Source organism: Pseudomonas sp. NMI542_15, assembly GCF_021283425.1.
GTDB classification, from domain to species: domain Bacteria; phylum Pseudomonadota; class Gammaproteobacteria; order Pseudomonadales; family Pseudomonadaceae; genus Aquipseudomonas; species Aquipseudomonas fortuita.
On sequence record NZ_JAJSRO010000020.1, the window covers coordinates 12552 to 34505 of the forward strand.

Here is a 21954-nt window from a genome sequence, read left to right on the forward strand (position 1 = left end):
ATGCGTACCGAACAACCGCAAGTGATCTACCTGAAGGATTACCAGGCGCCCGAGTACCTGATCGACGAGACGCACCTGACTTTCGAGCTGTTCGAGGACCACACCCTGGTCCACGCGCAACTGGTCATGCGCCGCAACCCGGCACGCGGTGCCGGCCTGCCGCCTTTGGTGCTAGACGGCCAGCAGCTGGAACTGCTGCGTGCCTCGCTGGACGACCAGGAACTGCAGTCGGGCCACTACCAGGTCGATGCCGACAGCCTGACCGTCCATCCCAAGGCCGAACGCTTCACCCTCGACACCAGCGTGAAGATCCACCCCGAGAGCAATACCGCGCTGGAAGGCCTGTACAAGTCGGGCAAGATGTTCTGCACCCAGTGCGAGGCCGAGGGCTTCCGCAAGATCACCTACTACCTCGACCGCCCGGACGTGATGAGCACTTTCACCACCACGGTGATCGCCGAGCAGCATCGTTACCCGGTGTTGTTGTCCAACGGCAACCCAACGGGCAGCGGGCCGGCCGAGGACGGCCGCCACTGGGCCACCTGGGAAGACCCGTTCAAGAAGCCGGCCTACCTGTTCGCGTTGGTGGCCGGTGACCTGTGGTGCGTCGAGGACACCTTCACGCGCCAGTCTGGCCGTGATGTGATGCTGCGCATCTATGTCGAACCCGAAAACCTCGACAAGTGCGACCACGCCATGGTCAGCCTGAAGAAGTCCATGCGTTGGGACGAAGAAGTCTACGGCCGTGAGTATGACCTGGACATCTTCATGATCGTCGCGGTCAACGACTTCAACATGGGCGCCATGGAAAACAAGGGCCTGAACATCTTCAACTCCAGCTGTGTGCTGGCCCGTGCCGAAACCGCCACCGATGCCGCGCACCAGCGCGTCGAAGGCGTGGTCGCCCACGAGTACTTCCACAACTGGTCGGGCAACCGTGTCACCTGCCGTGACTGGTTCCAGCTGTCGCTCAAGGAAGGCTTCACGGTGTTCCGCGATGCCGAGTTCAGCGCCGACATGAACTCGCGCACGGTCAAGCGCATCGAAGACGTCGCCTACCTGCGCACCCACCAGTTCGCCGAAGACGCTGGCCCCATGGCCCATCCGGTGCGCCCGGACAGCTTCATCGAAATTTCCAACTTCTACACCCTGACGGTGTACGAGAAGGGCGCCGAAGTGGTGCGCATGGTCCGTACCCTGCTGGGCGCCGACGGCTTCCGCAAGGGCAGCGACCTGTATTTCGAGCGTCACGATGGCCAAGCGGTGACCACCGATGATTTCATCAAGGCCATGGAAGACGCCAACGGTGTGGACTTCACCCAGTTCAAGCGCTGGTACAGCCAGGCCGGTACCCCGCGTCTGGACGTGAGCGAAAGCTATGACGCAGTTGCACAAACCTACAGCCTGACCTTCCGCCAGAGCTGCCCGCAAACCCCGGACAAGGCCGAAAAGCTTCCGTTCGTGATCCCGGTCGAGCTGGGCCTGCTGGACGCTCAAGGCAATGACCTGCCGCTGCGTCTGGCCGGTGAGCCGGCAGCTGGCGGTACCAGCCGTGTGCTGTCGGTGACCGAGGGCGAGCAGACCTTCACCTTCGAGGGTATCCAGGCCAAGCCGCTGCCCTCGCTGCTGCGCGGCTTCAGCGCACCGGTAAAGCTCAGCTTCCCTTACAACCGCGACCAGCTGATGTTCCTGATGCAGCACGACAGCGACGGTTTCAACCGCTGGGAAGCGGGGCAGCAACTATCGGTACAGGTGTTGCAGGAGCTGATCGGCCAGCATCAACGCGGCGAAGCCCTGAAACTCGACCAGCGCCTGATCACGGCCCTGGGCACCGTGCTGGGTAACGCGTCGCTGGACCCGGCCATGGTTGCCGAAATGCTTTCGTTGCCGGGCGAGGCGTACCTCACCGAGATCAGCCACGTGGCCGACGTGGACGCCATCCACGCAGCCCGCGAGTTCGCCCGCCAGCAGATCGCCGAGCAGCTGTTCGACGCCCTGTGGGCGCGCTATCAGGCCCACCGTGAAGTGTCGCGCGGCACCGCCTACGTGGCCTCTGCCGAGCACTTCGCCCGCCGTAGCCTGCAGAACATTGCCCTGTCGTACCTGATGCAGAGCGGCAAGCCGCAGGTGCTGGAAGCGACCCTGGAACAATTCGATCAGTGCGACAACATGACCGAGCGCCTCACGGCCTTGGCGGTGCTGGTCAACTCGCCGTTCGAAGCCGAGCGGGCCAAGGCCCTGGAAGCCTTTGCCGAGCACTTCAAGGACAACCCGCTGGTCATGGATCAGTGGTTCAGCGTGCAGGCGGCCAGCACACTGCCGGGCGGGTTGGCACGGGTCAAGGCGTTGATGCAGCACCCGGCGTTCACCCTGAAAAACCCGAACAAGGTGCGTGCGCTGATTGGGGCCTTTGCCGGGCAGAACCTGATCAACTTCCATGCCGCCGATGGTTCGGGCTATCGCTTCCTCGCGGACCTGGTGATCGAGCTGAATGCGCTGAACCCGCAGATCGCCTCGCGTCAGCTGGCGCCGCTGACCCGCTGGCGCAAATATGACGATGCGCGTCAGGCGCTGATGAGGGGCGAGCTGGAGCGGATTCTGGCTTCGGGTGAGCTGTCCAGTGATGTGTATGAAGTGGTGAGCAAGAGCCTGGCTTGAGTTTTCTGTAGTCAGTGCCGGCCTCTTCGCGGGTAAACCCGCTCCCACAGGTACTTCACCGCTTTCATGGACGGTGTAGCACCTGTGGGAGCGGGTTGACCCGCGAAGCTTTTTGGGCCGACAACAAAACATAACACCCCGCCCGTTGTAATCGCGCAGACATCCCCGCTACGATCCCCTCAAGCTATTGCAGGCCTCTAGATCAGGCTTTTTGCAGTACCTGCAATGCATTGACCCACCAACAAGAACACAACAAGGGGGCAGTCATGAGGGAACAGCTACGGGCGCCGGCCAGGCGTGGTGCCTGGCCATTGGCGGCCAGCGCATTGCTGGCACTGGCATTGGGGGTGTGGGCCGACAGTGCCCAGGCCGCCGCTGCCGACGAATACTCCACCGAATCTGCCAAGGCCAGCCAAAGCCTGCTGATCGGCGCCACCCATGCCGGCAAGCGCCTGGTGGTGGTGGGGGATCGCGGCCACATTCTGTTCTCCGACGACCAGGGCAATACCTGGACCCAGGCTCGCGTACCCACCCGGCAGTTGCTCACCGCCGTGTTCTTCCTCGATGACAAGCGCGGCTGGGCGGTCGGCCATGATGCGCAGATCCTCGTCAGCAGCGACGGCGGCGCAACCTGGACCAAGCAGTTCGAAGACCTCGCCCGTGAAGCACCCTTGCTCGATGTCGCTTTCCTCGATGCGCAGCACGGCTTTGCCGTAGGGGCCTATGGCGCCTTGATGGAAACCACCGACGGCGGGCAGCACTGGCAGGACGTGGCCGAGCGCCTGGACAACCCTGACCAGTTACACCTGAACGGTATTGCCCGTGTGCGGGATGCCGGCCTGTTCATCGTAGGCGAGCAGGGCGGCATGTTCCGCTCCGCCGACAACGGCCAGACCTGGGCCAAGGTGCAGGGCCCCTACGAGGGCTCGCTGTTCGGTGTGATCGGCACCGCCCAGTCGCACGCCTTGCTGGCCTACGGCCTGCGCGGCAACCTGTTCCGTTCCACCGATTTTGGTGACAGCTGGCAGCCGATCGAACTCAAGGTCGCGCGCGGCAACCTCGAATTCGGCCTGGCAAGCGCTACGCTTCTCGATGATGGCACCTTGGTGCTGGTCGGCAACGGCGGCAGTGTGCTGCGCAGTACCGATGGCGGCCAGACCTTCAGCGTGTACAACCGCGCCGACCGCATCGCCCTGGCTGGCGTCAGCGGCCTGGCCAATGGCGGCCTGCTGCTGGTGGGGCAGGGCGGCGTACACCTGGCGGATGCCCAGGGTGCCGAAGGGGTGAGCCGATGACCAGCAGGGAGAGCATTACCATGCACCCGCACCACCAGGACAAGGCCACGCTGCTTGAGCGCCTGATCTTCAACAACCGCCCCGTGGTCATCGCCCTGTGTGTGCTGGTGAGCATTTTCCTGTTCTGGCAGGCGACGCAGATTCGCCCGTCCACCAGTTTCGAGAAGATGATCCCGCTGCAGCACCCGTTCATCGAGCAAATGATGGAGCACCGCAACGACCTTGCCAACCTGGGTAACACCGTGCGCATTTCGGTGGAGGCGGTGAATGGCGACATCTTCGACAAGGACTACATGGAGACCCTGCGCCAGGTCCATGACGAGGTGTTCTACATCCCCGGCGTCGACCGTGCCGGGCTGAAGTCACTGTGGAGCCCCAGCGTGCGCTGGAGCGAGGTAACCGAGGAGGGCTTTTCCGGTGGCGAGGTGATCCCCAACACCTACAACGGTTCGCAGGACAGCCTCGACACCCTGCGCGACAACGTGCTCAAGTCCGGCCAGGTGGGGCGCCTGGTGGGTAACAACTTCAAGTCGAGCATCGTCGACGTGCCGCTGCTGGAGAGCTACCCCGACCCGCAGGACCCAGGCAAGCAGGTGAAGCTGGACTACCAGCAGTTCTCGCACCTGCTGGAAGAGAAGATCCGCGACAAGTTCCAGGCGCAGAACCCCAATGTGAAAATCCACATTGTCGGCTTCGCCAAGAAGGTCGGTGACCTGATCGATGGCCTGGTGATGGTGGCGATGTTCTTCGGCGTCGCCCTGGCCATTACCTGGGTGCTGTTGTACTGGTTCACCTGGTGCATACGCAGCACCATCGCCGTGCTCATCACTACCCTGGTGGCGGTGGTCTGGCAGCTGGGGCTGATGCATGCGGTGGGCTTTGGGCTGGACCCATACTCGATGCTGGTGCCGTTCCTGATCTTCGCCATCGGCATTTCCCACGGGGTGCAGAAGATCAACGGCATCGCCTTGCAGTCGAGTGACGCCGACAACGCCCTCACGGCGGCCCGGCGCACCTTCCGCCAGCTGTTCCTGCCGGGGATGATCGCCATCCTTGCCGACGCGGTGGGCTTCATCACTCTGTTGATCATCGATATCGGGGTGATTCGCGAATTGGCCATCGGCGCCTCCATCGGTGTGGCGGTGATCGTGTTCACCAACCTGATCCTGCTGCCAGTGGCCATTTCCTATGTCGGCATCAGCAAGAAGGCCATCGAGCGCAGCAAGAAGGACGCGACCCGCGAGCACCCCTTCTGGCGCCTGCTATCGAATTTTGCCAGTGCCAAGGTGGCGCCGGTGTCTGTCACCCTGGCGCTGGTCGCCTTCGCCGGTGGGCTGTGGTACAGCCAGAACCTGAAGATCGGCGACCTCGACCAGGGCGCGCCGGAGCTGCGCCCTGACTCGCGCTACAACCAGGACAACAGCTTCATCATCAGCAACTACTCGACCAGCTCCGACGTGCTGGTGATCATGGTCAAAACCCCGCCCGAGCAGTGCTCGGTCCACGCGACCATGGCGCCTATCGACGAGCTGATGTGGACCATGCAGAACACCCCGGGTGTGCAGTCGGCGATTTCCCTGGTGACCGTGTCCAAGCAGGTGATCAAGGGCATGAACGAGGGCAGCCTGAAATGGGAAACCCTGTCGCGTAACCCGGACATCCTCAACAACTCCATCGCCCGTGCCGACGGCCTGTACAACGGTGACTGCTCGCTGGCGCCGGTGCTGGTGTTTCTCAACGACCACAAGGCCGAGACCCTGGAGCGGGTGACCGCCGTGGCCAAGGCGTTTGCCGACAGCCACAACAAGGAAGGCCTGCAGTTCCTGCTGGCGGCGGGCAACGCCGGGATCGAGGCGGCGACCAACGAAGTGATCAAGTCGGCCGAGCTGACCATCCTGATCCTGGTGTACATCTGTGTGGCGGTGATGTGCCTGATCACCTTCCGCTCGTTCGCCGCCACCCTGTGCATCGTCCTGCCGCTGGTACTGACCTCGGTGCTGGGCAATGCACTGATGGCCTACATGGGCATCGGGGTGAAGGTAGCGACCTTGCCGGTGGTGGCGCTGGGTGTGGGGATTGGCGTGGATTACGGCATCTACATCTACAGCCGGCTGGAAAGCTTCCTGCGTGCCGGGTTGCCGTTGCAGGAAGCCTATTACCAGACCCTGCGTTCGACGGGTAAAGCCGTGTTGTTCACTGGTTTGTGCCTGGCCATCGGCGTGTGCACCTGGATCTTCTCGGCAATCAAGTTCCAGGCCGACATGGGGTTGATGCTGACCTTCATGCTGCTGTGGAACATGTTTGGCGCGCTGTGGCTGCTGCCGGCGCTGGCACGGTTCCTGATCAAGCCGGAGAAGATGGTGGGCAAGGAAGGTGGGTCCATTTTCGCCCATTGAATCGCAAGGGGCCGCTTTGCGGCCCATTCGCAGCACAAGGCTGCTCCTGCAAGGGTTACGCGATCCCCTGTAGAAGCAGCCTTGTGCTGCGAATGGGCTGCAAATCAGCCCCAGGGTTATAATGCCGCCATATTTCCCACAGGTACCCCCATGTCCCCCCTCGCCACCGCCCTGCAGTCCTGCGACATGCTCCTGATCGACGGCCTGCACGCCTTCGATTTCACCGCCGACGCATCCGGCCTCACCGTCGAATGCATGGACGGCCGCCAGCTGCGCCGCTGGTCCTTCACCCCTGATCAGGTCGCCGCCTCTATCGCCACCGGTGATGAATGGCAACTCAACGATGCCAACGGCGAGCATCGGCTAGTCTGTATGAGTGCCTTTCGCGCCCCGGATGAAGACCAAGATGAACCGGATCTGGACGAACCTGCTGACCGCTAGCCTGATGAGCCTGACAATCCACGCCCACGCCGCTACCTTGCTGGTGGGCAGTTACACCGATGGTGCCAGCCAAGGCATCTACCGCTATCAATTCGACGACAAGGTCGGCCATATTGACCCCACGCCCTTGCAGGTGGTGAAGAGCGTCAGCCCTTCGTGGCTGGTGTTGTCCGCCGACCAGCGTCAGCTGTTCGCGGTGAATGAAACCCCGCAGGGCCATGCCAGCAGTTTCAGCATCAGCAGCAAAGGCGAAATCAAGCCGCTCAACCAGGTGGCCACCGAGGGCGACGAGCCAACCCACGCCAGCATCAGCCGTGACCAGCGCTACCTGTTCGTGGCCAACTATGCGGTCAAGCCCGACCCCGGTGGCAGCCTGGTGGTGATTCCGGTGGCCAGGGACGGCAAGCTCAAGCCCGTGGTGCAGCAGGCCCGACACCAGGCCAGCGGGGTAAACCCTGAGCGCCAGGCCGGTGCCCATGTGCATTCGCTGGTGCTGTCGCCTGATGGCCAGCACCTGTATGCCAGCGACCTGGGTGCCGACAAGGTGTTCATCTACCGGTACGACGGCGCCAGTGCGGACCACCCGCTGACAGCGGCGATACCGGCGTCCGTGGCTTTGCCGCCGGGCAGCGGGCCGCGTCACCTGCTGTTCGATGCCAAAGGCCGCCATGCCTACCTCACCCTGGAAATGAACGCCGAGGTGGTGGTGTTCGATGTGCAGGACGGCAACCTGGTCGAACGCCAGCGCTTGCCCCTGACCGAGCACCAGGAGGCAGCAGCCAAGGCGGCGGGTGGCTTGCACCTGTCGGCGGACGGGCGTTTCCTGTACGTGAGCAACCGCGGCACGGCTAACGAGATTGTGGTGTTTGGCGTGAGCAAGGACGATGGCCAGTTGACCTTCCTGCAGCGTCGTTCGGTGGAAGGCGATCACCCCAGGGAATTTGCCCTGGACCCGAGTGACAACTTCCTGCTGGTGGCCAACCAGAAGAGCAACCAGATCGTGGTGATGCGTCGCGATCCGCGCAGCGGCAAGCTGCTGGAGACGGTGCAGACGCTGCAGCAGGATGCACCCTCGGACCTCAAGTTCATCGAGTGATATCGATTGGCGTGATAATCGATACTGGCGCAATGAATTTTTGCGTGCGGCCTCGGCGGCGTAAGTTTGACCCAAGGCCCAAGCGGGCCACCGTCAAACCACCGCCGTCGAGGTCAGCCCAGATGAACTTCAATCTCTTCCCGGTTATTGCCGCATCCGCCATTTCCGCATCGGTCGTACTGCCGGCGCATGCCCATGCCGACAGTAGCGGCAAGGCCTCTGCCACCCACAGCTACACCGAGCAGTACCTGCGCCAGAGTGCCAACTTCCATGCGGCCTTGAGTGCCAAGCAGCACCACTGAGCCAGCCTGCTGCGGCCCCTGTGGGAGCGGCCTTGTGTCGCGAAAGGGGCGCACAGCGCCCCCAGGATTTGAGCGGTTTACTCTAAGAATGCAGGGGCCGCTGTGCGGCCCTTTCGCGACACAAGGCCGCTCCCACAGGGGACCGTGTAAAGCTGAGAGCTGTTCATTTGGCCATGACTGACCTGAACAGCTCCGAAGCCAGCCACCCCTCCAGCCAGCTCCGCACCCGCGGATAAGCCGCCTCGGCGAACCACTGCGGTTCGACCCCGGCAAACTGGCGCATCAGGGGTAGCAACGCGGCATCGGCAATGCTCGGGTGGTCGGCCAGCAGGTAGGGCCGGCCGGCCAGCAGGCCTTCGAGCTCCGCCAGCCAGGCCTCGGCCTGCTGGCGGTAATGCTCGCGGGAATGCTGCGGGTAACGCTCGGCATACTTGTACAGGTTCACCTGGGCCTTGAACGTGCTGTCGTTGCGCGCAATCAGCGCTTCAGCCTGCTGCGCCGCCGCAGGGTCAGCCTGTAGCTGCCAGTCCTGCGGGTCGTTTTGCGTCAGCGCCCAGCGCATGATGTCCAGGCTTTCTTCCAGTACCCCGGCACCGGTATCCAGCACCGGCACCGTGCCCTTGGGCGACAAGGCCAGCAGTGCTGCCGGCTTGTTCTTCATCGCCACCTCACGGATTTCCACCGCGCACCCGGCATAGCGCAAGGCCAGGCGCGCGCGCATGGCCCAGGGGCAGCGGCGGAACGAGTAGAGGATCACCCGCATACCTCCACGTCACTCAGGCCATTGCCCTGGCGGCGCACCTGGATTTGCACCGGGATACGCTCGTGCATTTCCTGCACGTGGGAGATCACCGCCACCTTGCGGCCCTGGGCCTGCAAGCCGTCGAGGGCGTCCATGGCCAGTTGCAGCGACTCGGGGTCGAGGCTGCCGAAGCCTTCGTCGATGAACAGCGATTCGATGCGCAGGGTGCTGGAGGCCATCGAGGCCAGGCCCAGGGCCAGGGCCAGTGAGACCAGGAAGGTTTCCCCGCCCGACAGCGAATGCACCGAGCGCAGTTCGTCGCCCATCTCGGTGTCCAGCACCAGCAGGCCCAAGGCGCTTCCGCCACGCTTGAGGCGGTAGCGGCGGGCCAGCTGGCGCAACTGGGTGTTGGCGTGGTGCAGCAGCAGATCGAGGTTGTAACCCTGGGCGATCTTGCGGAACACATCGCCCGAGGCTGAACCGATCAAAGCGTTCAGGCGCCCCCAGCGTTGCCATTGCTGATGGGCCTGTTCGATTTCTGCCGCCAACGCCTGGTGTGCCTGCTGGCGACGTTGGTCGTCGGCCTGTTGCGCGCGCAGTTCGGCGCACTGCTGCTCGTGGCTGGCCAGGCGCGCGCGCAGCCCGGTCAGGGCGTGCTCCAGGGCTTCGGCCGAGGTGTCCACGGTCATTTGCGTGGCGTGTTGTTGCAGGCGTTGTTCGCGCTCCTGCAGCAGCACACGGCCCTGTTCGATGGCTTTTTCGGCGTTTTGCAGGCGCTGGCGCAGTTCATTGACGTGCGCGTCATCCATGGCCAGCAGGCGATCCAGGCCGGCGTCATCCAGTTCCGGGTGCTCGCTGCGCCACTGGGCAATCTGGCCCTGCAACTGCTGGCACTCGGCGTCCAGCGCTTGCTGCTGCTGGACGTTGGCCTTGAGTTCACTGGCCAGTTGCACACCCTGGGTGCGCAGGTCTTGCAGGCGCTGGGCGGTGTCGGCGTCCAGGGCGCGGGCTTGCTCCAGCGTGCTGTTCATGTGCTGCTGCCAGGCTTCTGCACTGCTGTGCTCACCCAGCAGTTCGCCGAGTGAGGCCTGGGCCTGCTGGCGTTGTTCTTCGAGGACGGCCAGTTTCTGCTGCAACTGCTGCAGCCTTTGCACGCGCGCCTGTTGCTGGTCGTGCAACTTGTCCAGCTGTGCCTGACGGGCTTGTTGTTCTTCCAGTTCGTCCTTGCGCTGCTCCAGTTGCTGGAGGCGCTGGGCAATCTGCTGGTCGAGGGCGAGGAAGGCATTTGCCGGGTCTTCGTTGAGGGCCTTGAGGGCTTGCTCGGGCAATACGCCAGCGAGGTCGCTCAGCCCCTGCTGCAACTGCTGCTCATCGTTGGCCAGGGCCTGGTGCTGTTGCTCCAGATGACGCTGGGCCTGCTGCTGGGCGTCGTGGGCAGCCTGCAATTGCTGGTTGAGGCGGGCGGCATCTTTTTGCAGGGCGAGCAGGGCGCTCTGGCGCTTCTCGTCCTGGCCGATTTCTTCATCCAGGCGCCGCAACTGGCTGTCGAGCCAGGTGCTGCGGGCCTTGTCGTCCTGCGGGGCGAGGGCCGGCCACAGGCTGTGCGCCTGTACCTGGGCCACCAGCGGTTGCAGCTGTTCGCCCAATTGTTGCAGTTGCTGTTGGTAGTCCTTGAGCTGGGCATTCACCACGCCCAGCTGGGTACGCAGTTCCACCAGCGTGCCGTTGAGGGTTTCGACCTGCTTCTGCGCGGCCTCTTCTTCGGCCTGGTCATGGCGACCCAGGCTCTGCAGCAGCGCTTCGGGCTGATGAAACGGGTGCTCGGCGCTGCCACACACGGGGCAGGGTTCGCCGTCGCGCAGCTGGCCACGCAGTTCTTCGACGCTGGTGTTGCGCGCCAGGCGCTGGCGTTCCAGCAACTGGCGGGTGAGGGTCAGCGCTTGCTCGGCCGCTTCCAGCTCGGCCTTGGCGGCGGTGCCTTCGGTAATCAGTTGCTGGCGTTGCTGCATGGCCTGCTGCTGCCGTTCGCGCATGGCATCCAGCTGCTGGCGCAGGTCTTGTTCACGGCCATGCAGGCGCGACAGCTCCTCGACGGCGCGCTGTTGCTTGCGGTTATCCTGCAGCATGCCACCGAGCAGGTCGATTTGTTCGGCAAGGGCCTGCGGTTCGGCCTTGGCTTCACGGAATAGCAGGTCATAGGCGTCGCGCTCGGCCTGCAGGTGAGCATTGGCCTGGCTGGCCTGGGCCTGCAGGCCGGGCAGTTCATCACGGCCTTTGGCCAGGCGGCCACCAATCAGCATCACCTGCTTGAGCTGCGGCAGATAGGCGTGCCAGGCATCGGCCAGGCCCGCCAGGTGCTGGCTGTCGGCCAGTGCGGTGTCGATGTTGGCCAGTTGCTGCAGGCTGCGCTGCTGGTTGGCTTCCAGCTGCTGCACCTGCTGCTGGCCCTCGGCGACCTGTTGTTCAGCCTGTTGGCCGGTGCTGCGCTGCGCGGCCAGCTCCTGGCCCAGGCGGGCCACGTTGTCCTGGGCGGCAAAGGCCTGACGCAGGCGTGGTGCGTTCTCGCTGTGCCGGGCCTGGCGGTCGGCAAGCGCTTGGCGTGCGGCGCTCAGCGCCTGTTCGAGCTCGAGGGTGCGCAGTTGCAGCTCGGTTTGCTGTTGCTGTTGCTCAGCGATCTTCGCGGCCATGGGTGCCAGTTGCGCAGCCAGCGCCTGCTGGCGGTGGAACTGGTGGCGCTGCGGGGCAAGGCGTTCCAGGCGTACGAGGTCCAGGCGGGGTTCGGCCAGTTGTTGCCAGCTGTGTTCGGCGGCCTGCAGCGCGGTGCCGGCTTCGGCATGCTGGGCCTGCAGCTGGCGTTGCTCATTCAGCCAGTTGCGTTGCTGCTCCAGTTGGCGCTCGCCGGCCTGGTCGGCCTTGAACTGCTGCTGCGCCTGCTCCAGGCGCTGGTCCAGTTCGGTGCGGGCTTCGGCGGCCATTGGTAACAGGTGGCTGGCGCGGTCCTTGAGGGCGTTGTGGGCCTCGGCGGCTTCACGGGCCTTGCTGAAGGCACGCTGGCCCAGGCGGGTGTAGATGGTGGTGTTGGTGAGCTTTTCCAGCAGCTCGCTGCGCTCTTTGTCGTCAGCCTTGAGGAAGGCCCCGAACTCGCTTTGAGCCAGCATCACCGCACGGGTGAACTGCTCGAAGTTCAGGCCCAGGCGGGCTTCGACCAGTTGCTTGTATTCGTTCTTGCCGCTGCCCAGCACCTGTTCGCTGTCCAGGTCGTAGAAGCTCTGGCGGCTGTGTTGCAGCTTGCCATTGGCCTTGTCGCGGGCGCGGTTGGCTTCCCAGCGGGCGCGGTAGCGGCGGCCGTCGATACCGATGAAATCGACCTCGGCGAAGCCACTGCCGGTGCCCCGGCGCAGCAGGTTGCGCGGGTCGTAGGTGGGGATTTCGCCATCGGCGTCGGGCACCTTGGCCTCGCGGCCAATGTCGTTCAGGCGTGGCACCGTGCCAAACAACGCCAGGCACAGGGCGTCGAGCAGCGTGCTCTTGCCCGCCCCGGTGGGCCCGGTGATGGCAAACAGGCCAGCGCTGGCCAGCGGCTCGGCGGTAAAGTCGATTTCGACCGGGCCGGCCAGCGATGCCAGGTTCTTCAAGCGAATGGCGAGAATCTTCATGGCTGCTCCTCTTCCTGCTGCACGTCCTGCAACAGCAGGGCAAAGTCGGCCAGCGCCTGCTCATCTGCGGGGTTGCCATAAGCCTGCTCCCAGGCGCGGCTGAACAGGTCCTGCGGGGTCATCTGGGAAAGCTCGACAAAGGCCAGGTCATCGTCTTCGGCGTTATTGCGGCCGGCGTATTCGGCGCTGATGCGGATCAGCCGCACTGCCTTGCCTTCCAACGCCGTTTCAATCTGCTGGCGCAGGTCGGGTTGCGGCTCGTCCAGTATCACCCGCACCTCCAGCCAGGGCTGGCGGTTGGGGTCTTCGAGCAGGTCGATCACGGGCAGGTCGGCCAGTTGTTGCAGCAGTTCGCCGAGCGGCGCCGGGCCGACCCGTTGCAGGGCCACCGCGCGCGGTACCGGGCGCGGTTCGACGCTGACCAGGTCGGTGCCGTCCAGCTCCACTTCCAGCACCTGGTGCGGGTAGTTGATTTCGGCGAACGACAGCGGGATCGGCGAGCCGCTGTAGCGGAGGCGTTCTTCGCGGTTGACCTTCTGCGGCTTGTGCAGGTGGCCCAGGGCGACATAGCTGATGGCCTTGTCGAACAGCTTGGCCGGCAGTGCCTCGGCGTTGCCGATGATCAGGCTGCGCTCCGAGTCCTCCGACACCGAGCCACCGGCCATGTGCGCATGGCTGATGGCGATCAGCGCCTGGTCTTTCTTGCGCTTTTTCTGCGCGGCGGCGATCAGTTGCTGATGCACCTGGGTGATGCCTTGCAGATAGTCGTCGCCCAGGTTCGGGCCGGTGACCTCGGCCGGGCGCAGGAAGGGCAGGGCCAGGCACCAGGCGGCGACCTTGCCGCGGCCGTTGGTCAACGGGATCAACAGGCGCTCGGCATCCAGCTGGCCTTCATCCAGCCAGTGCACACGGCCCAGGGCATGGGTGCGCAGACGGCGCATCAATGCGGCGGGCAGCTCGATGCGCGAGCCGGAGTCGTGGTTGCCGGCGATCATCACGATGTCCAGCTTGGGCTGTTGCTCATGGGCCTGGACGATGAAGTCGTAGAGGCGCTCCTGGGCTTTGACCGGCGGGTTGACCGTGTCGAAGATGTCGCCGGCAATCAGCAGCGCATCCGGCTGGCGCAGGCGCAGCTGGCCGAGCAGCCAGTCGAGGAAGCAGGCGTGTTCGAAGTCGCGTTCCTGGCCGTGCAGGCTTTGGCCCAGGTGCCAGTCGGAGGTATGAAACAGACGCATGGATGACCTGTTGGTGTCGAGTCGGGCAAGCGGGGAAAGGGCGGTATGGTAACCCAGGGATGGGGTCGCTGTGCGGCCCAATCGCGGGCAGCCAGCGCGCACAGGTATTGCACAAGGCTCAATGCATGCGCTGTATCTGTGGGAGCGGCCCTGCGTCGCGATAGGGCCGCACAGCGACCCCGGCAATCTTGCGATGATGCAAGTATCCTGGGGCGCTGCGCACCCCTTTCGCGACGCAAGGCCGCTCCCACAAGGGCCGCGCTCGCCTGGCATTTTTGCCAGTTGCAGTGCCGTTGTTCATGACTGAAAAATTGTGCTCGGGCAGACTGCAACTGGCTCACTTGCATGAGGCTAGGCGATGGCAACCTTGACGCAGGTCTATACGGCATACGGGTACTCCGAACGGCCATCGAACACCACAGTACTCGGCTTCAATGGTGAGCGGCTGGCCGTCGAGTTGGCGAGTTACCTGCTGGGCAATGGGTATCGAGCGTTTAGCCCGGTTCTGATGCGCTTCCACTCACCGGATAGCCTCAGCCCATTTGGGGAGGGGGGACTGAACAGTTATGCCTATTGCTCGAATGAGCCTGTGAACCGGCGGGATCCCACCGGGCATGGATTTGAACGCAACGTTGTTACACGCCGGCCTATCCGGAGCAAACGTGATCCCACCGGGCAAGGATTTGAACGCAACGTTGTTACACGCCGCCCTATCCGGATCAAACTTGATCCCGCAAAAAAAATGCAGGCGCTGCCTGCGGAGCGGCTGGTTCAGAAGTACAACACGCTCGGCTGGCAAATGATCGAAAACAAACTTTCAAATCCCAGGACAACGCAAAGCCAGCTCCACGACCAGCAAATGCTGCTGATCAATAAGTTGGCATCCAGGCAGGTCAAGAAAGGTCCTTCGCCGCAAACGATTGAATTACAAAGCAAGGTGTCGAGTGCAACGCCAATGATCCACGGACTGTTGAATTCGAATGATCCGTTCCCCCCCAGGTTTGGTCCTGCCGAGTCGATCGCAGAACCACCCTCGCAGACAGCTGAGCGGCTCCGCGGCGATGAATGGTTTTAACCGTATCGTCCAGGTATTCGCAGTTCATCGTTGGAGCAGCTGTCTTGCGCAAGCGCTAAAAGCTTGCGCGGTCAGCGTGGGAGCGGGTTTACCCGCGAAGAGGTCGGCCCAGGCAGCGCATTACTTGGGATAAAGCGGCGGCAAGCTGCCGTTGTCACCCGTCGGCAGCAGCACCTGCTCAGCCGGCGGAATGGTGCCAATCGCCCGCCATAAATCCTCACCCTGCCAATACTGGCCACTCTCGCTATACAACGCCCCGTTCAACCCATCCAGCGCATCCGACAACGGCACGAAGCGCGCGGCCATCTCGGCCAAGGTTTCCGGTTGTTGCCGGGCCCACGCATCCAGCGCCTGGCGCGTGGCCTGGGGGTCGTTGGCCTGGCACGCACGCTTGAGGTCGTCCAGCAAGGTACGTGGGCTTGGCCCGTTCTGCGCCGCGCGCAGCACCGCAGGCCGCGAGCGGGCGCGCCACCACAGGGCAAAGCCCAGCACGGTGGTCAGGGCGAACACCAGTGTGGCCAGTTGCCAAGGCCACAGCAGGGTGCTGGCGCTGCTGTTGTCGCCCACAGGGGTGTCTGCGCTTAGCGCCGGGTTGTCCTGCACATTCAGGGTGCGCGCCGGCAGGCTGCTGTGTTCCAGATGGTCTTCGCGGGTGTTCCACCAGGCCACTTCCAGCGCCGGCAAGGTCAGCGTACCGGCGTGAGTCGGCACCAGGGCTTCGCGTTCTTCGCGGTTGGCGGTCATGCCGCGCTCGCTGATTTCGTTGCGCAGCAGCGGTTGGTCAGGGTAGCGGCGCAAGCCGATGATCTCTGTGGCGGGCAGCGGCGGCAGTTGGGTGCTGGACAAGCCCTCGGCACGCAAGGTGATGTTGCGCGTCAGCGAGTCGCCAATCTGCACCTGCTGGCTGCCCGGGTCGGGGTTCCAGTGCTCTTCCAGGGTCAGGCTGCGGGCTGGCAACCATGGTACGCCAGCGGGCCAGGCCGCGGGAATCGGCCGCACGGTGAGGCGCAAGGGCAGCGAACTGACCTGCACCTGGCGGCCGGCGCGCGCCGTGCCATTGGCTTGTGGCGCTTCGTCGTTGCTGGCGGCGGCAGTGGCGGTAAAGGTCAGTGAGGGAATGTCGAGGCTGCCACTTTGCTGGGCGTACACCGCATAGCGGGTTTCGATCACGCCATGACGCACGCCGTTGATTTCCTTTTCATACGTGCGCGATTCGCCTAGTGGCTCGACCTTGGCGTTCTCCAGTTGCAGCGGGCTGAGGCTGCTGTCGTCGTACAGCGCCACCGAATGGTAGATGCGCAGGGTCAGCACAGCCTGGGCCTGGACGTAGACGTCGTTGCTGTCCAGGGTCGCTTCGATGAACACTTGCGAGGCGCTGTCCTGGCGGCTGGCATCGGCTTGCAGCACTTGCAGTTCGATGGCCTGGCTGTGCGACTGGCCCAGTTGCAGCTCGGGAATGCGCAGGCTGCCGCTGCGCCGTGGCAGCAGGGTGATGATCCAGCGGGTACTGGCGCGGGTTTCACCGTCCAGGGTGTGCAGGCTGTTCAGCTGGCGCGTGCCGCGCACTTCAAAGTCACCTTCCAGGGCGCGCAGGTCGGGCTTGCCGAACTCGGTGACGTCCTGGCTTTCCAGGGTCAGCTCCAGGCTCTCGCCGGCTTCCAGGCGGGTGCGGTCAACGCTGGCTTGCAGCAGCGGCTCGGCCTGGGCCAGCACGGCCCATACCAGGGTGAGCAGAAAGACGCCGAAGCGACTCATCGTGGGGTTTCCTGATGCAATTGCTGTTCATACCAGAATTTGCGCCGCAGCAGCTCCGCCGGGTTATCGGGGATCTCCCGCAGCCATTGTTCCAGGGCTTGGCGCTGCTCGGTGTCGAGGCTGGTCGAAACCGGGCGCTGTGGCGGCTGGGTGACATTGTCGTCAGCACCCGCCTGGTTGCCGGGCGCGGCCTGGCTGTTATTGCTGCTTTCACCGGGTTGTTCGGCGTTGGCCTGTTCGTCGCTGCCGGGCGTGCCTTGGGCCGGGCTGCTGGCCGAGCTGCTATTGCCTTCGGTTTCACTGCCGGGTGTACCTTGGGCATCGCTGCTGGCTGACTGCTCCTCGGCCTTGGCCTCGCGCTGTTGCAGCAGTTGTTGCACCAGCGCCTGGTTGTCCAGCGCGGGTTGCAGGTCTGGCTGGCGCTCCAGGGCTTGCTCGTAGGCGTCCAGGGCGGCCTCCAGTTCGCCGCTGCGGGCCAGGGCATTGCCTCGATTGTAGTGGGCGGCGGCTGTGTCGCCTTGGGAAAATGCCTCGGCGGCACCGGCATAGTCGCCGGCCTGGTACAGCGCCATGCCGCGCCACTGTGGGTTCTGGAAGTGGCGTGCGGCGCTGGCCGGGCGGTTTTGTTCCAGCAGGCGCTGGCCTTGCTGGTCGGGGCGCAGCCACAGGTCGTTGAACTCAAAGGCCTGGCTCGGCTGTGGCAGGGCCAGCAGCAGTGGCAGGCAGAACAGCCAGCCACGACGGCCGGCGCAGGCGGCCAGCAACAACAACGGGATCAGCAGCCAGTAACCCTGGTCGGCCCAGCTGTCCAGTTGCAGGGTCTGGCCGTCATTGCGTGCGGTGCGCGGGTTGTCGAACAGGCCCAGCCCGCGCAGGTCGAGGTCGTCGATGCGGGCATGCCGGTAGCGTCCGCCCGTGCCGTTGATGAAGCCTTTGAGGCTGGCGCTGTCCAGCCGTGGCAATAGAATGCCGCCCTGGTCGTCCTTGAGGTATTCGCCGCTGGCCTGGCGTACCGGCGCGCCTTCGCGGCTGCCAATGCCCAGCATCAGCAGGCTTGGGCCTTGACGGCCGAGGGCCTGGCTGATGCCTTGCCGTTCCTGGGCACTCAGCGACGAGCCGATCAACAGCAAACGCCCTTGGCCCAGGCCACTCTGGGCCAGCAAGGCCAGGCCTTTTTGCACGGCCAGGTCGGCGCGTTGGCCAGGTTTTGGCATGATCGACGGGTCGATGGCCTCCAGCAGGTTGCGGGTGGTGGCCAGGTCATCGGACAGCGGCACCAGGGTGTGCGCCGAGCCGGCATACACCACCAGCGCAGTCTGGCTGTCACGGCGGCGTTCGAGCAGGTCGAGCACCTTGCGCCGGGCCTGCTCCAGGCGGTTGGGCGGGCTGTCGTCGGCGAGCATCTGCGGGGTCAGCTCCAGCAGGATCACCAAGGGGTCGGCCGGGCGCTGGCGGTTTTCTTCCACGCGCTGCCAGCTGGGCCCGAGCAGGGCCAGGATCACCAGCGCCCAGGCCAGGCCCAGTGCTATCCACGGCAGCTTGCTTGCGCTGCCGCTGCCACCGCCCAGCAATACGCCGTGGAAGGCCGGCGGCAAGATCATCTGCCAGCGCCCGGCGCGCTTGCGCCGGTGCCACAGCTTGTACAGCAGCCAGCCGAGCAGCGGCACGGCCAGCAACCACAGCGGGCGAAGCCATTGGGGCCACAGTTCGATCATCGCCGCCTCCTCAGGCGCAGGCGCTTCAGACGCTGGCGCCATTCCGGGTGCGGCTGCAGGAAACGCGGCTTGCGCAGCAGGCGTTGCAACAGGTTGTCGGGCCATTGCACGGCCACCACCAGCAGCACGCTGAGCAGCAGCGCCAAGGCCAGGGGCCAGGCGTACAGGGCCTGGGCCGTGCGTGCCTGGGTAGGCTGTTGGGCTACCGGCTCCAGCTGGTCGAGGGCGTCGCCGATGGCGCCCAGTTCGGCGCCGTCATGGGCACGGAAATAGGCACCGTGGGTGATGTCGGCGATTTCCTTGAGCGAGGCCTCATCCAGGTCCAGGCTCGGATTCAGGCCAAGCAAGCCGGGGGTGCCACTGGCTTCGGGGTTGGCGCCAATGCCGATGGTGTAGATACGCACCCCTTCCTGGGCGGCCAGGCGAGCGGCGGTCAGCGGGTGGATTTGCCCGCCGTTGTTGGCGCCGTCGGTGATCAGCACCAGTACCCGGCTTTGTGCTGGCCGTTGGCGCAGGCGTTTGACCGCCAGGCCAATGGCGTCACCGATGGCGGTGTTTTTGCCGGCGATGCCGATTTGCGCCTCCATCAGGAATGTACGCACGGTGCGCCGGTCGAAGGTGAGCGGCGCCTGCAGGTAGGCCTGGCTGCCGAACAGGATCAGGCCCACACGGTCGCCTTCACGGTCTTGCAAGAAGTCGCCCATCAGCGCCTTGACCAGGTCGAGGCGGCTGATGTCTTCGTTTTTCCACTGCATGTCGGGGAAGTCCATCGACCCGGACACGTCCACCGCCACCAGCAGGTCGCGGCCGCTGGCGGCCACCGGCACCGGATCGCCCAGCCATTGCGGGCGGGCGGCGGCGCATAGCAGCAACAACCAGATGACCACGAACGGCGCCTGCTGGCGCCAGGTGGGCAGGTTGAGCCGTGCGCGGCGCCCGGCCAGGCCTTCCAGCTCGTTGAGGAAGCCTACCTTGAGCACCGGCTCCCCGCTGTCGGCGGCCGGCAGCAGCAGGCGCGCCAGCCACGGCAGCGGCAACAGGGCGAAGACCCACGGCCAGGCCAGTTCAAACATGCTTGCGGATCCAGGTTTCGACGGCTTGGCTGAGCCCGGCAATGGCCTTGTCGTCGAGCTTGCACTCAGGCTTGTAGGCGCCTTCGACCAGTATCATCCAGCGGGTCAGGCCGGCAGCCGGGCAGCGGTTGTCGAGAAATGCCAGCCACTGGCGGCCGTTGAGGGTGTGGCTGTTGGCACCTGGATAGTGGCTGCGGCACAGGCGCTTGAGCAGGGCATTGATCTGTTGCAGCCAGGCGCCGGCCGGGGCGCCGTCGTAGGGGCGCGGCAGGCGCGCCAGCTCGGCCAGGGCGGCCACGCGCACCGGGTCGAGCGGTTGTTCGGCGCGCACGATGCGGCGTTTGCCCGGGCGCCAGCGGCGCAGCCGCCACAGGCCCCAGCCCAGCAATGGCAGCACGGCCAGCAGCAGCCACCAGCCCGGTGCCGGCGGCCACAGGCCGACAGGCGCAGGCTCGATCAGTGGGTGCAACTGGTCGAGCGGGTTCATGACGCGCTCCTTGGCCGCTGGGCGTTCAGGTACTCGCGCAGTTGCTCGATCATGTCGCTTTGGGTGCTCAGCGGCATCAACACGACGCGCAGTTTCTGGGCCATCAGCTCCCAGCGCTCGATGCGTGCTTCGGCCTGCTTGCGATAGGCCTGGCGCAGGTTGGCGTCCAGGGTGTCGAGTTCCAGCTGCGCGCCCCGTTGGGCAAAGCGTAACAGGCCGGCGGCAGGGAGGGCGTGGTCGAGCGGGTCGGAGACTGGTAGCAGCAACAAGTCGCAGTGGCGCGAAAGCATGGCCAGGTGCTGTTCGCACTGCGCGGTCAGCGCACGTTCGTCGCAAATGACAATGGCCAGGCTGCCAGGGCGCAGTACCTCTCGCGCCCGGCGCAGGGCCAGGCCAAGGCTGTCGGCCTGGGGCACGGCTTCGGTGTGCAGCGACTGGTTGACCTTGGCCAGGCGGTTGAGCAGTTGCAGCAGGCTCTGCTTGCTGCGCCGGGGCTTGATTTCGTGAGGGTCGTTGTCACCGAACACCAACCCGCCGATGCGGTCGTTGTGGCCCAGTGCGGCCCAGCCGAACAGTGCCGCAGCCTGGGCCGCCAGCACCGACTTGAACAGCAGGCCCGAACCAAAGAACAGCCGTTGGCTTTGCTCGACGAGGATGAAGATCGGCCGCTCGCGCTCTTCGTGGAACAGCTTGGTGTGCGGTTCCTGGGTGCGTGCAGTGACCCGCCAGTCGATGTTGCGCACATCGTCGCCGGCCTGGTACACGCGCACCTGGTCGAAGTCCACCCCGCGCCCGCGCAGCTTGGAATGGTGCAGGCCCACCAGCGGGCTGCGCTGGCCGGGCTTGGAAAACAGCTGGATTTCGCGCACGCGGTGGCGCATGTCGATCAGCTCGGCAAGGCCGATGCGGATGCCGGGTTCGGCCAGCTGCGCGGTGGGCATTGGGTCAGGCAACGGCGACGACGTCGAGGATGCGCTGGACCACACGGTCCTGGTCGATCCCCGCCGCCTCGGCCTCGAACGACAGGATGATGCGGTGGCGCAGCACGTCGAACAGCACGGCCTGGATGTCTTCGGGGCTGACGAAGTCCCGCCCGGCCAGCCAGGCGTGGGCACGCGCGCAGCGGTCCAGCGAGATGGAACCGCGTGGGCTGGCGCCGTAGGCGATCCAGTCGGCCAGCTCGGTGTCGAACTTGGCCGGGGTGCGGGTGGCCATCACCAGTTGCACCAGGTATTCCTCCACCGCGTCGGCCATGTACAGGCCGAGGATTTCCTTGCGCGCAGCAAAGATGGCCTGCTGGCTGACCCGGCGCTCGGGCTTGGTTTCGCCGCCCAGCGCTTCGCCACGGGCTTGCGCCAGGATGCGCCGCTCCACGGCTGCGTCGGGGAAACCGATTTTAACGTGCATCAGGAAGCGGTCGAGCTGGGCTTCGGGCAGGGGGTAGGTACCTTCCTGCTCAATCGGGTTCTGCGTGGCCATGACCAGGAACAGCGGCGACAGGTCGTAGGTGCTGCGGCCCACGCTGACCTGGCGCTCCGCCATGGCTTCGAGCAGTGCCGACTGCACCTTGGCCGGGGCGCGGTTGATTTCGTCGGCCAGTACCAGGTTGTGGAAGATCGGCCCCTGCTGGAACACGAAGCTGCCGGTTTCCGGGCGGTAGATTTCGGTACCGGTGATGTCGGCCGGGAGCAGGTCTGGGGTGAACTGGATGCGATGGAACTGCGCCTCGATGCCTTCGGCCAGTTCTTTGATGGCCTTGGTCTTGGCCAGGCCCGGGGCACCTTCGACCAGCATGTGGCCGTCGGCCAGCAGCACGATCAACAGCCGTTCGACCAGTTTCTCCTGGCCTAGGATCTGGGTAGAAAGAAAGGTGCGCAGCGCGGTCAGCGCTTCACGGTGTTCCATCAGTGACGGTTCCTGGTATGGGGCCGCAGGCGGGGCTGAAGGCAGCTGCCCTGGCAAGGGGTGATACTTTAATCCATCCGGGGGGGTGGCGACCAATGGCGGCTGGGAAATTTATCCAGCCCT

At 64.8% G+C, this 21954-nt stretch carries 15 protein-coding genes and 1 pseudogene; 7 read left to right on the plus strand and 9 right to left on the minus strand.

Annotation, left to right across the window (positions count from 1 at the left end; translation table 11 throughout):
- The 6 genes from pepN (at nt 1) to LU684_RS23410 (ending at nt 8188) form a co-directional block, all read left to right on the plus strand.
- Nucleotides 1-2658 carry an aminopeptidase N gene (gene pepN, locus LU684_RS23385; RefSeq protein WP_232895077.1) on the plus strand — a complete coding sequence of 886 codons (2658 nt, stop codon included), beginning with the start codon at nt 1-3 and terminating at the stop codon, nt 2656-2658.
- A gap of 266 nt (nt 2659-2924) precedes the next feature.
- Nucleotides 2925-3953 carry a WD40/YVTN/BNR-like repeat-containing protein gene (locus tag LU684_RS23390; protein WP_023048020.1) on the plus strand — a complete coding sequence of 343 codons (1029 nt, stop codon included), beginning with the start codon at nt 2925-2927 and terminating at the stop codon, nt 3951-3953.
- Between the two features lie 20 nt (nt 3954-3973).
- On the plus strand, nt 3974-6349 hold the full coding sequence (locus LU684_RS23395) for an efflux RND transporter permease subunit (protein WP_033731806.1): 2376 nt from the start codon (nt 3974-3976) through the stop codon (nt 6347-6349).
- Nucleotides 6350-6499: 150 nt separating this feature from the next.
- Nucleotides 6500-6790 (plus strand): DUF5629 family protein, encoded by a 291-nt coding sequence (locus LU684_RS23400; RefSeq protein ID WP_232895079.1) that lies wholly within the window; start codon nt 6500-6502, stop codon nt 6788-6790.
- Nucleotides 6756-7886, plus strand: coding sequence for a lactonase family protein (locus LU684_RS23405; protein WP_232895080.1), 1131 nt, complete (start codon nt 6756-6758; stop codon nt 7884-7886). Before LU684_RS23400 ends, LU684_RS23405 begins: the two co-directional genes overlap by 35 nt.
- A 122-nt stretch (nt 7887-8008) precedes the next feature.
- Nucleotides 8009-8188, plus strand: a complete 180-nt coding sequence (locus LU684_RS23410) for a hypothetical protein (protein ID WP_016485546.1) — start codon at nt 8009-8011, stop codon at nt 8186-8188.
- Between the two features lie 163 nt (nt 8189-8351).
- Here LU684_RS23410 and LU684_RS23415 read toward each other — a convergent pair whose 3' ends face one another.
- Genes LU684_RS23415 through LU684_RS23425 form a run of 3 tightly spaced genes read right to left on the minus strand, consistent with a single transcriptional unit; the run spans nt 8352 to nt 13821 of the window.
- A complete protein-coding gene (locus LU684_RS23415; RefSeq protein ID WP_024717869.1) occupies nt 8352-8945 on the minus strand; it encodes a glutathione S-transferase in 594 nt (197 codons plus the stop codon).
- Nucleotides 8942-12586: an AAA family ATPase gene (locus LU684_RS23420; RefSeq protein ID WP_232895082.1), complete on the minus strand. Its 3645-nt coding sequence runs from the start codon at nt 12584-12586 to the stop codon at nt 8942-8944. The genes LU684_RS23415 and LU684_RS23420 overlap by 4 nt, the downstream gene beginning before the upstream one ends.
- Nucleotides 12583-13821 (minus strand): exonuclease SbcCD subunit D C-terminal domain-containing protein, encoded by a 1239-nt coding sequence (locus tag LU684_RS23425; RefSeq protein ID WP_016485549.1) that lies wholly within the window; start codon nt 13819-13821, stop codon nt 12583-12585. Before LU684_RS23425 ends, LU684_RS23420 begins: the two co-directional genes overlap by 4 nt.
- 379 nt (nt 13822-14200) lie before the next feature.
- Between LU684_RS23425 and LU684_RS23430 the strand changes: the two are divergent.
- Nucleotides 14201-14443 (plus strand): annotated as a pseudogene (locus tag LU684_RS23430) (RHS repeat-associated core domain-containing protein); the annotation flags it as partial.
- A 573-nt stretch (nt 14444-15016) separates the two neighbouring features.
- On the opposite strand, the gene LU684_RS23435 reads toward LU684_RS23430, so the two are convergent.
- Genes LU684_RS23435 through LU684_RS23460 form a run of 6 tightly spaced genes read right to left on the minus strand, consistent with a single transcriptional unit; the run spans nt 15017 to nt 21831 of the window.
- Nucleotides 15017-16651 carry a BatD family protein gene (locus tag LU684_RS23435; RefSeq protein WP_016485550.1) on the minus strand — a complete coding sequence of 545 codons (1635 nt, stop codon included), beginning with the start codon at nt 16649-16651 and terminating at the stop codon, nt 15017-15019.
- Complete coding sequence (locus LU684_RS23440) at nt 16648-18366, minus strand: vWA domain-containing protein (protein WP_060519075.1); 1719 nt, start codon at nt 18364-18366, stop codon at nt 16648-16650. The genes LU684_RS23435 and LU684_RS23440 overlap by 4 nt, the downstream gene beginning before the upstream one ends.
- On the minus strand, nt 18363-19439 hold the full coding sequence (locus LU684_RS23445; RefSeq protein WP_016485552.1) for a vWA domain-containing protein: 1077 nt from the start codon (nt 19437-19439) through the stop codon (nt 18363-18365). The genes LU684_RS23440 and LU684_RS23445 overlap by 4 nt, the downstream gene beginning before the upstream one ends.
- Nucleotides 19432-19926, minus strand: coding sequence for a DUF4381 domain-containing protein (locus LU684_RS23450; RefSeq protein WP_016485553.1), 495 nt, complete (start codon nt 19924-19926; stop codon nt 19432-19434). Before LU684_RS23450 ends, LU684_RS23445 begins: the two co-directional genes overlap by 8 nt.
- Nucleotides 19923-20867 carry a DUF58 domain-containing protein gene (locus LU684_RS23455; protein WP_016485554.1) on the minus strand — a complete coding sequence of 315 codons (945 nt, stop codon included), beginning with the start codon at nt 20865-20867 and terminating at the stop codon, nt 19923-19925. Before LU684_RS23455 ends, LU684_RS23450 begins: the two co-directional genes overlap by 4 nt.
- Nucleotides 20868-20871: 4 nt before the next feature.
- Entirely contained in the window at nt 20872-21831 is a 960-nt protein-coding gene (locus LU684_RS23460; protein ID WP_016485555.1) for an AAA family ATPase, read from the minus strand.
- Nucleotides 21832-21954 lie beyond the last annotated feature (123 nt).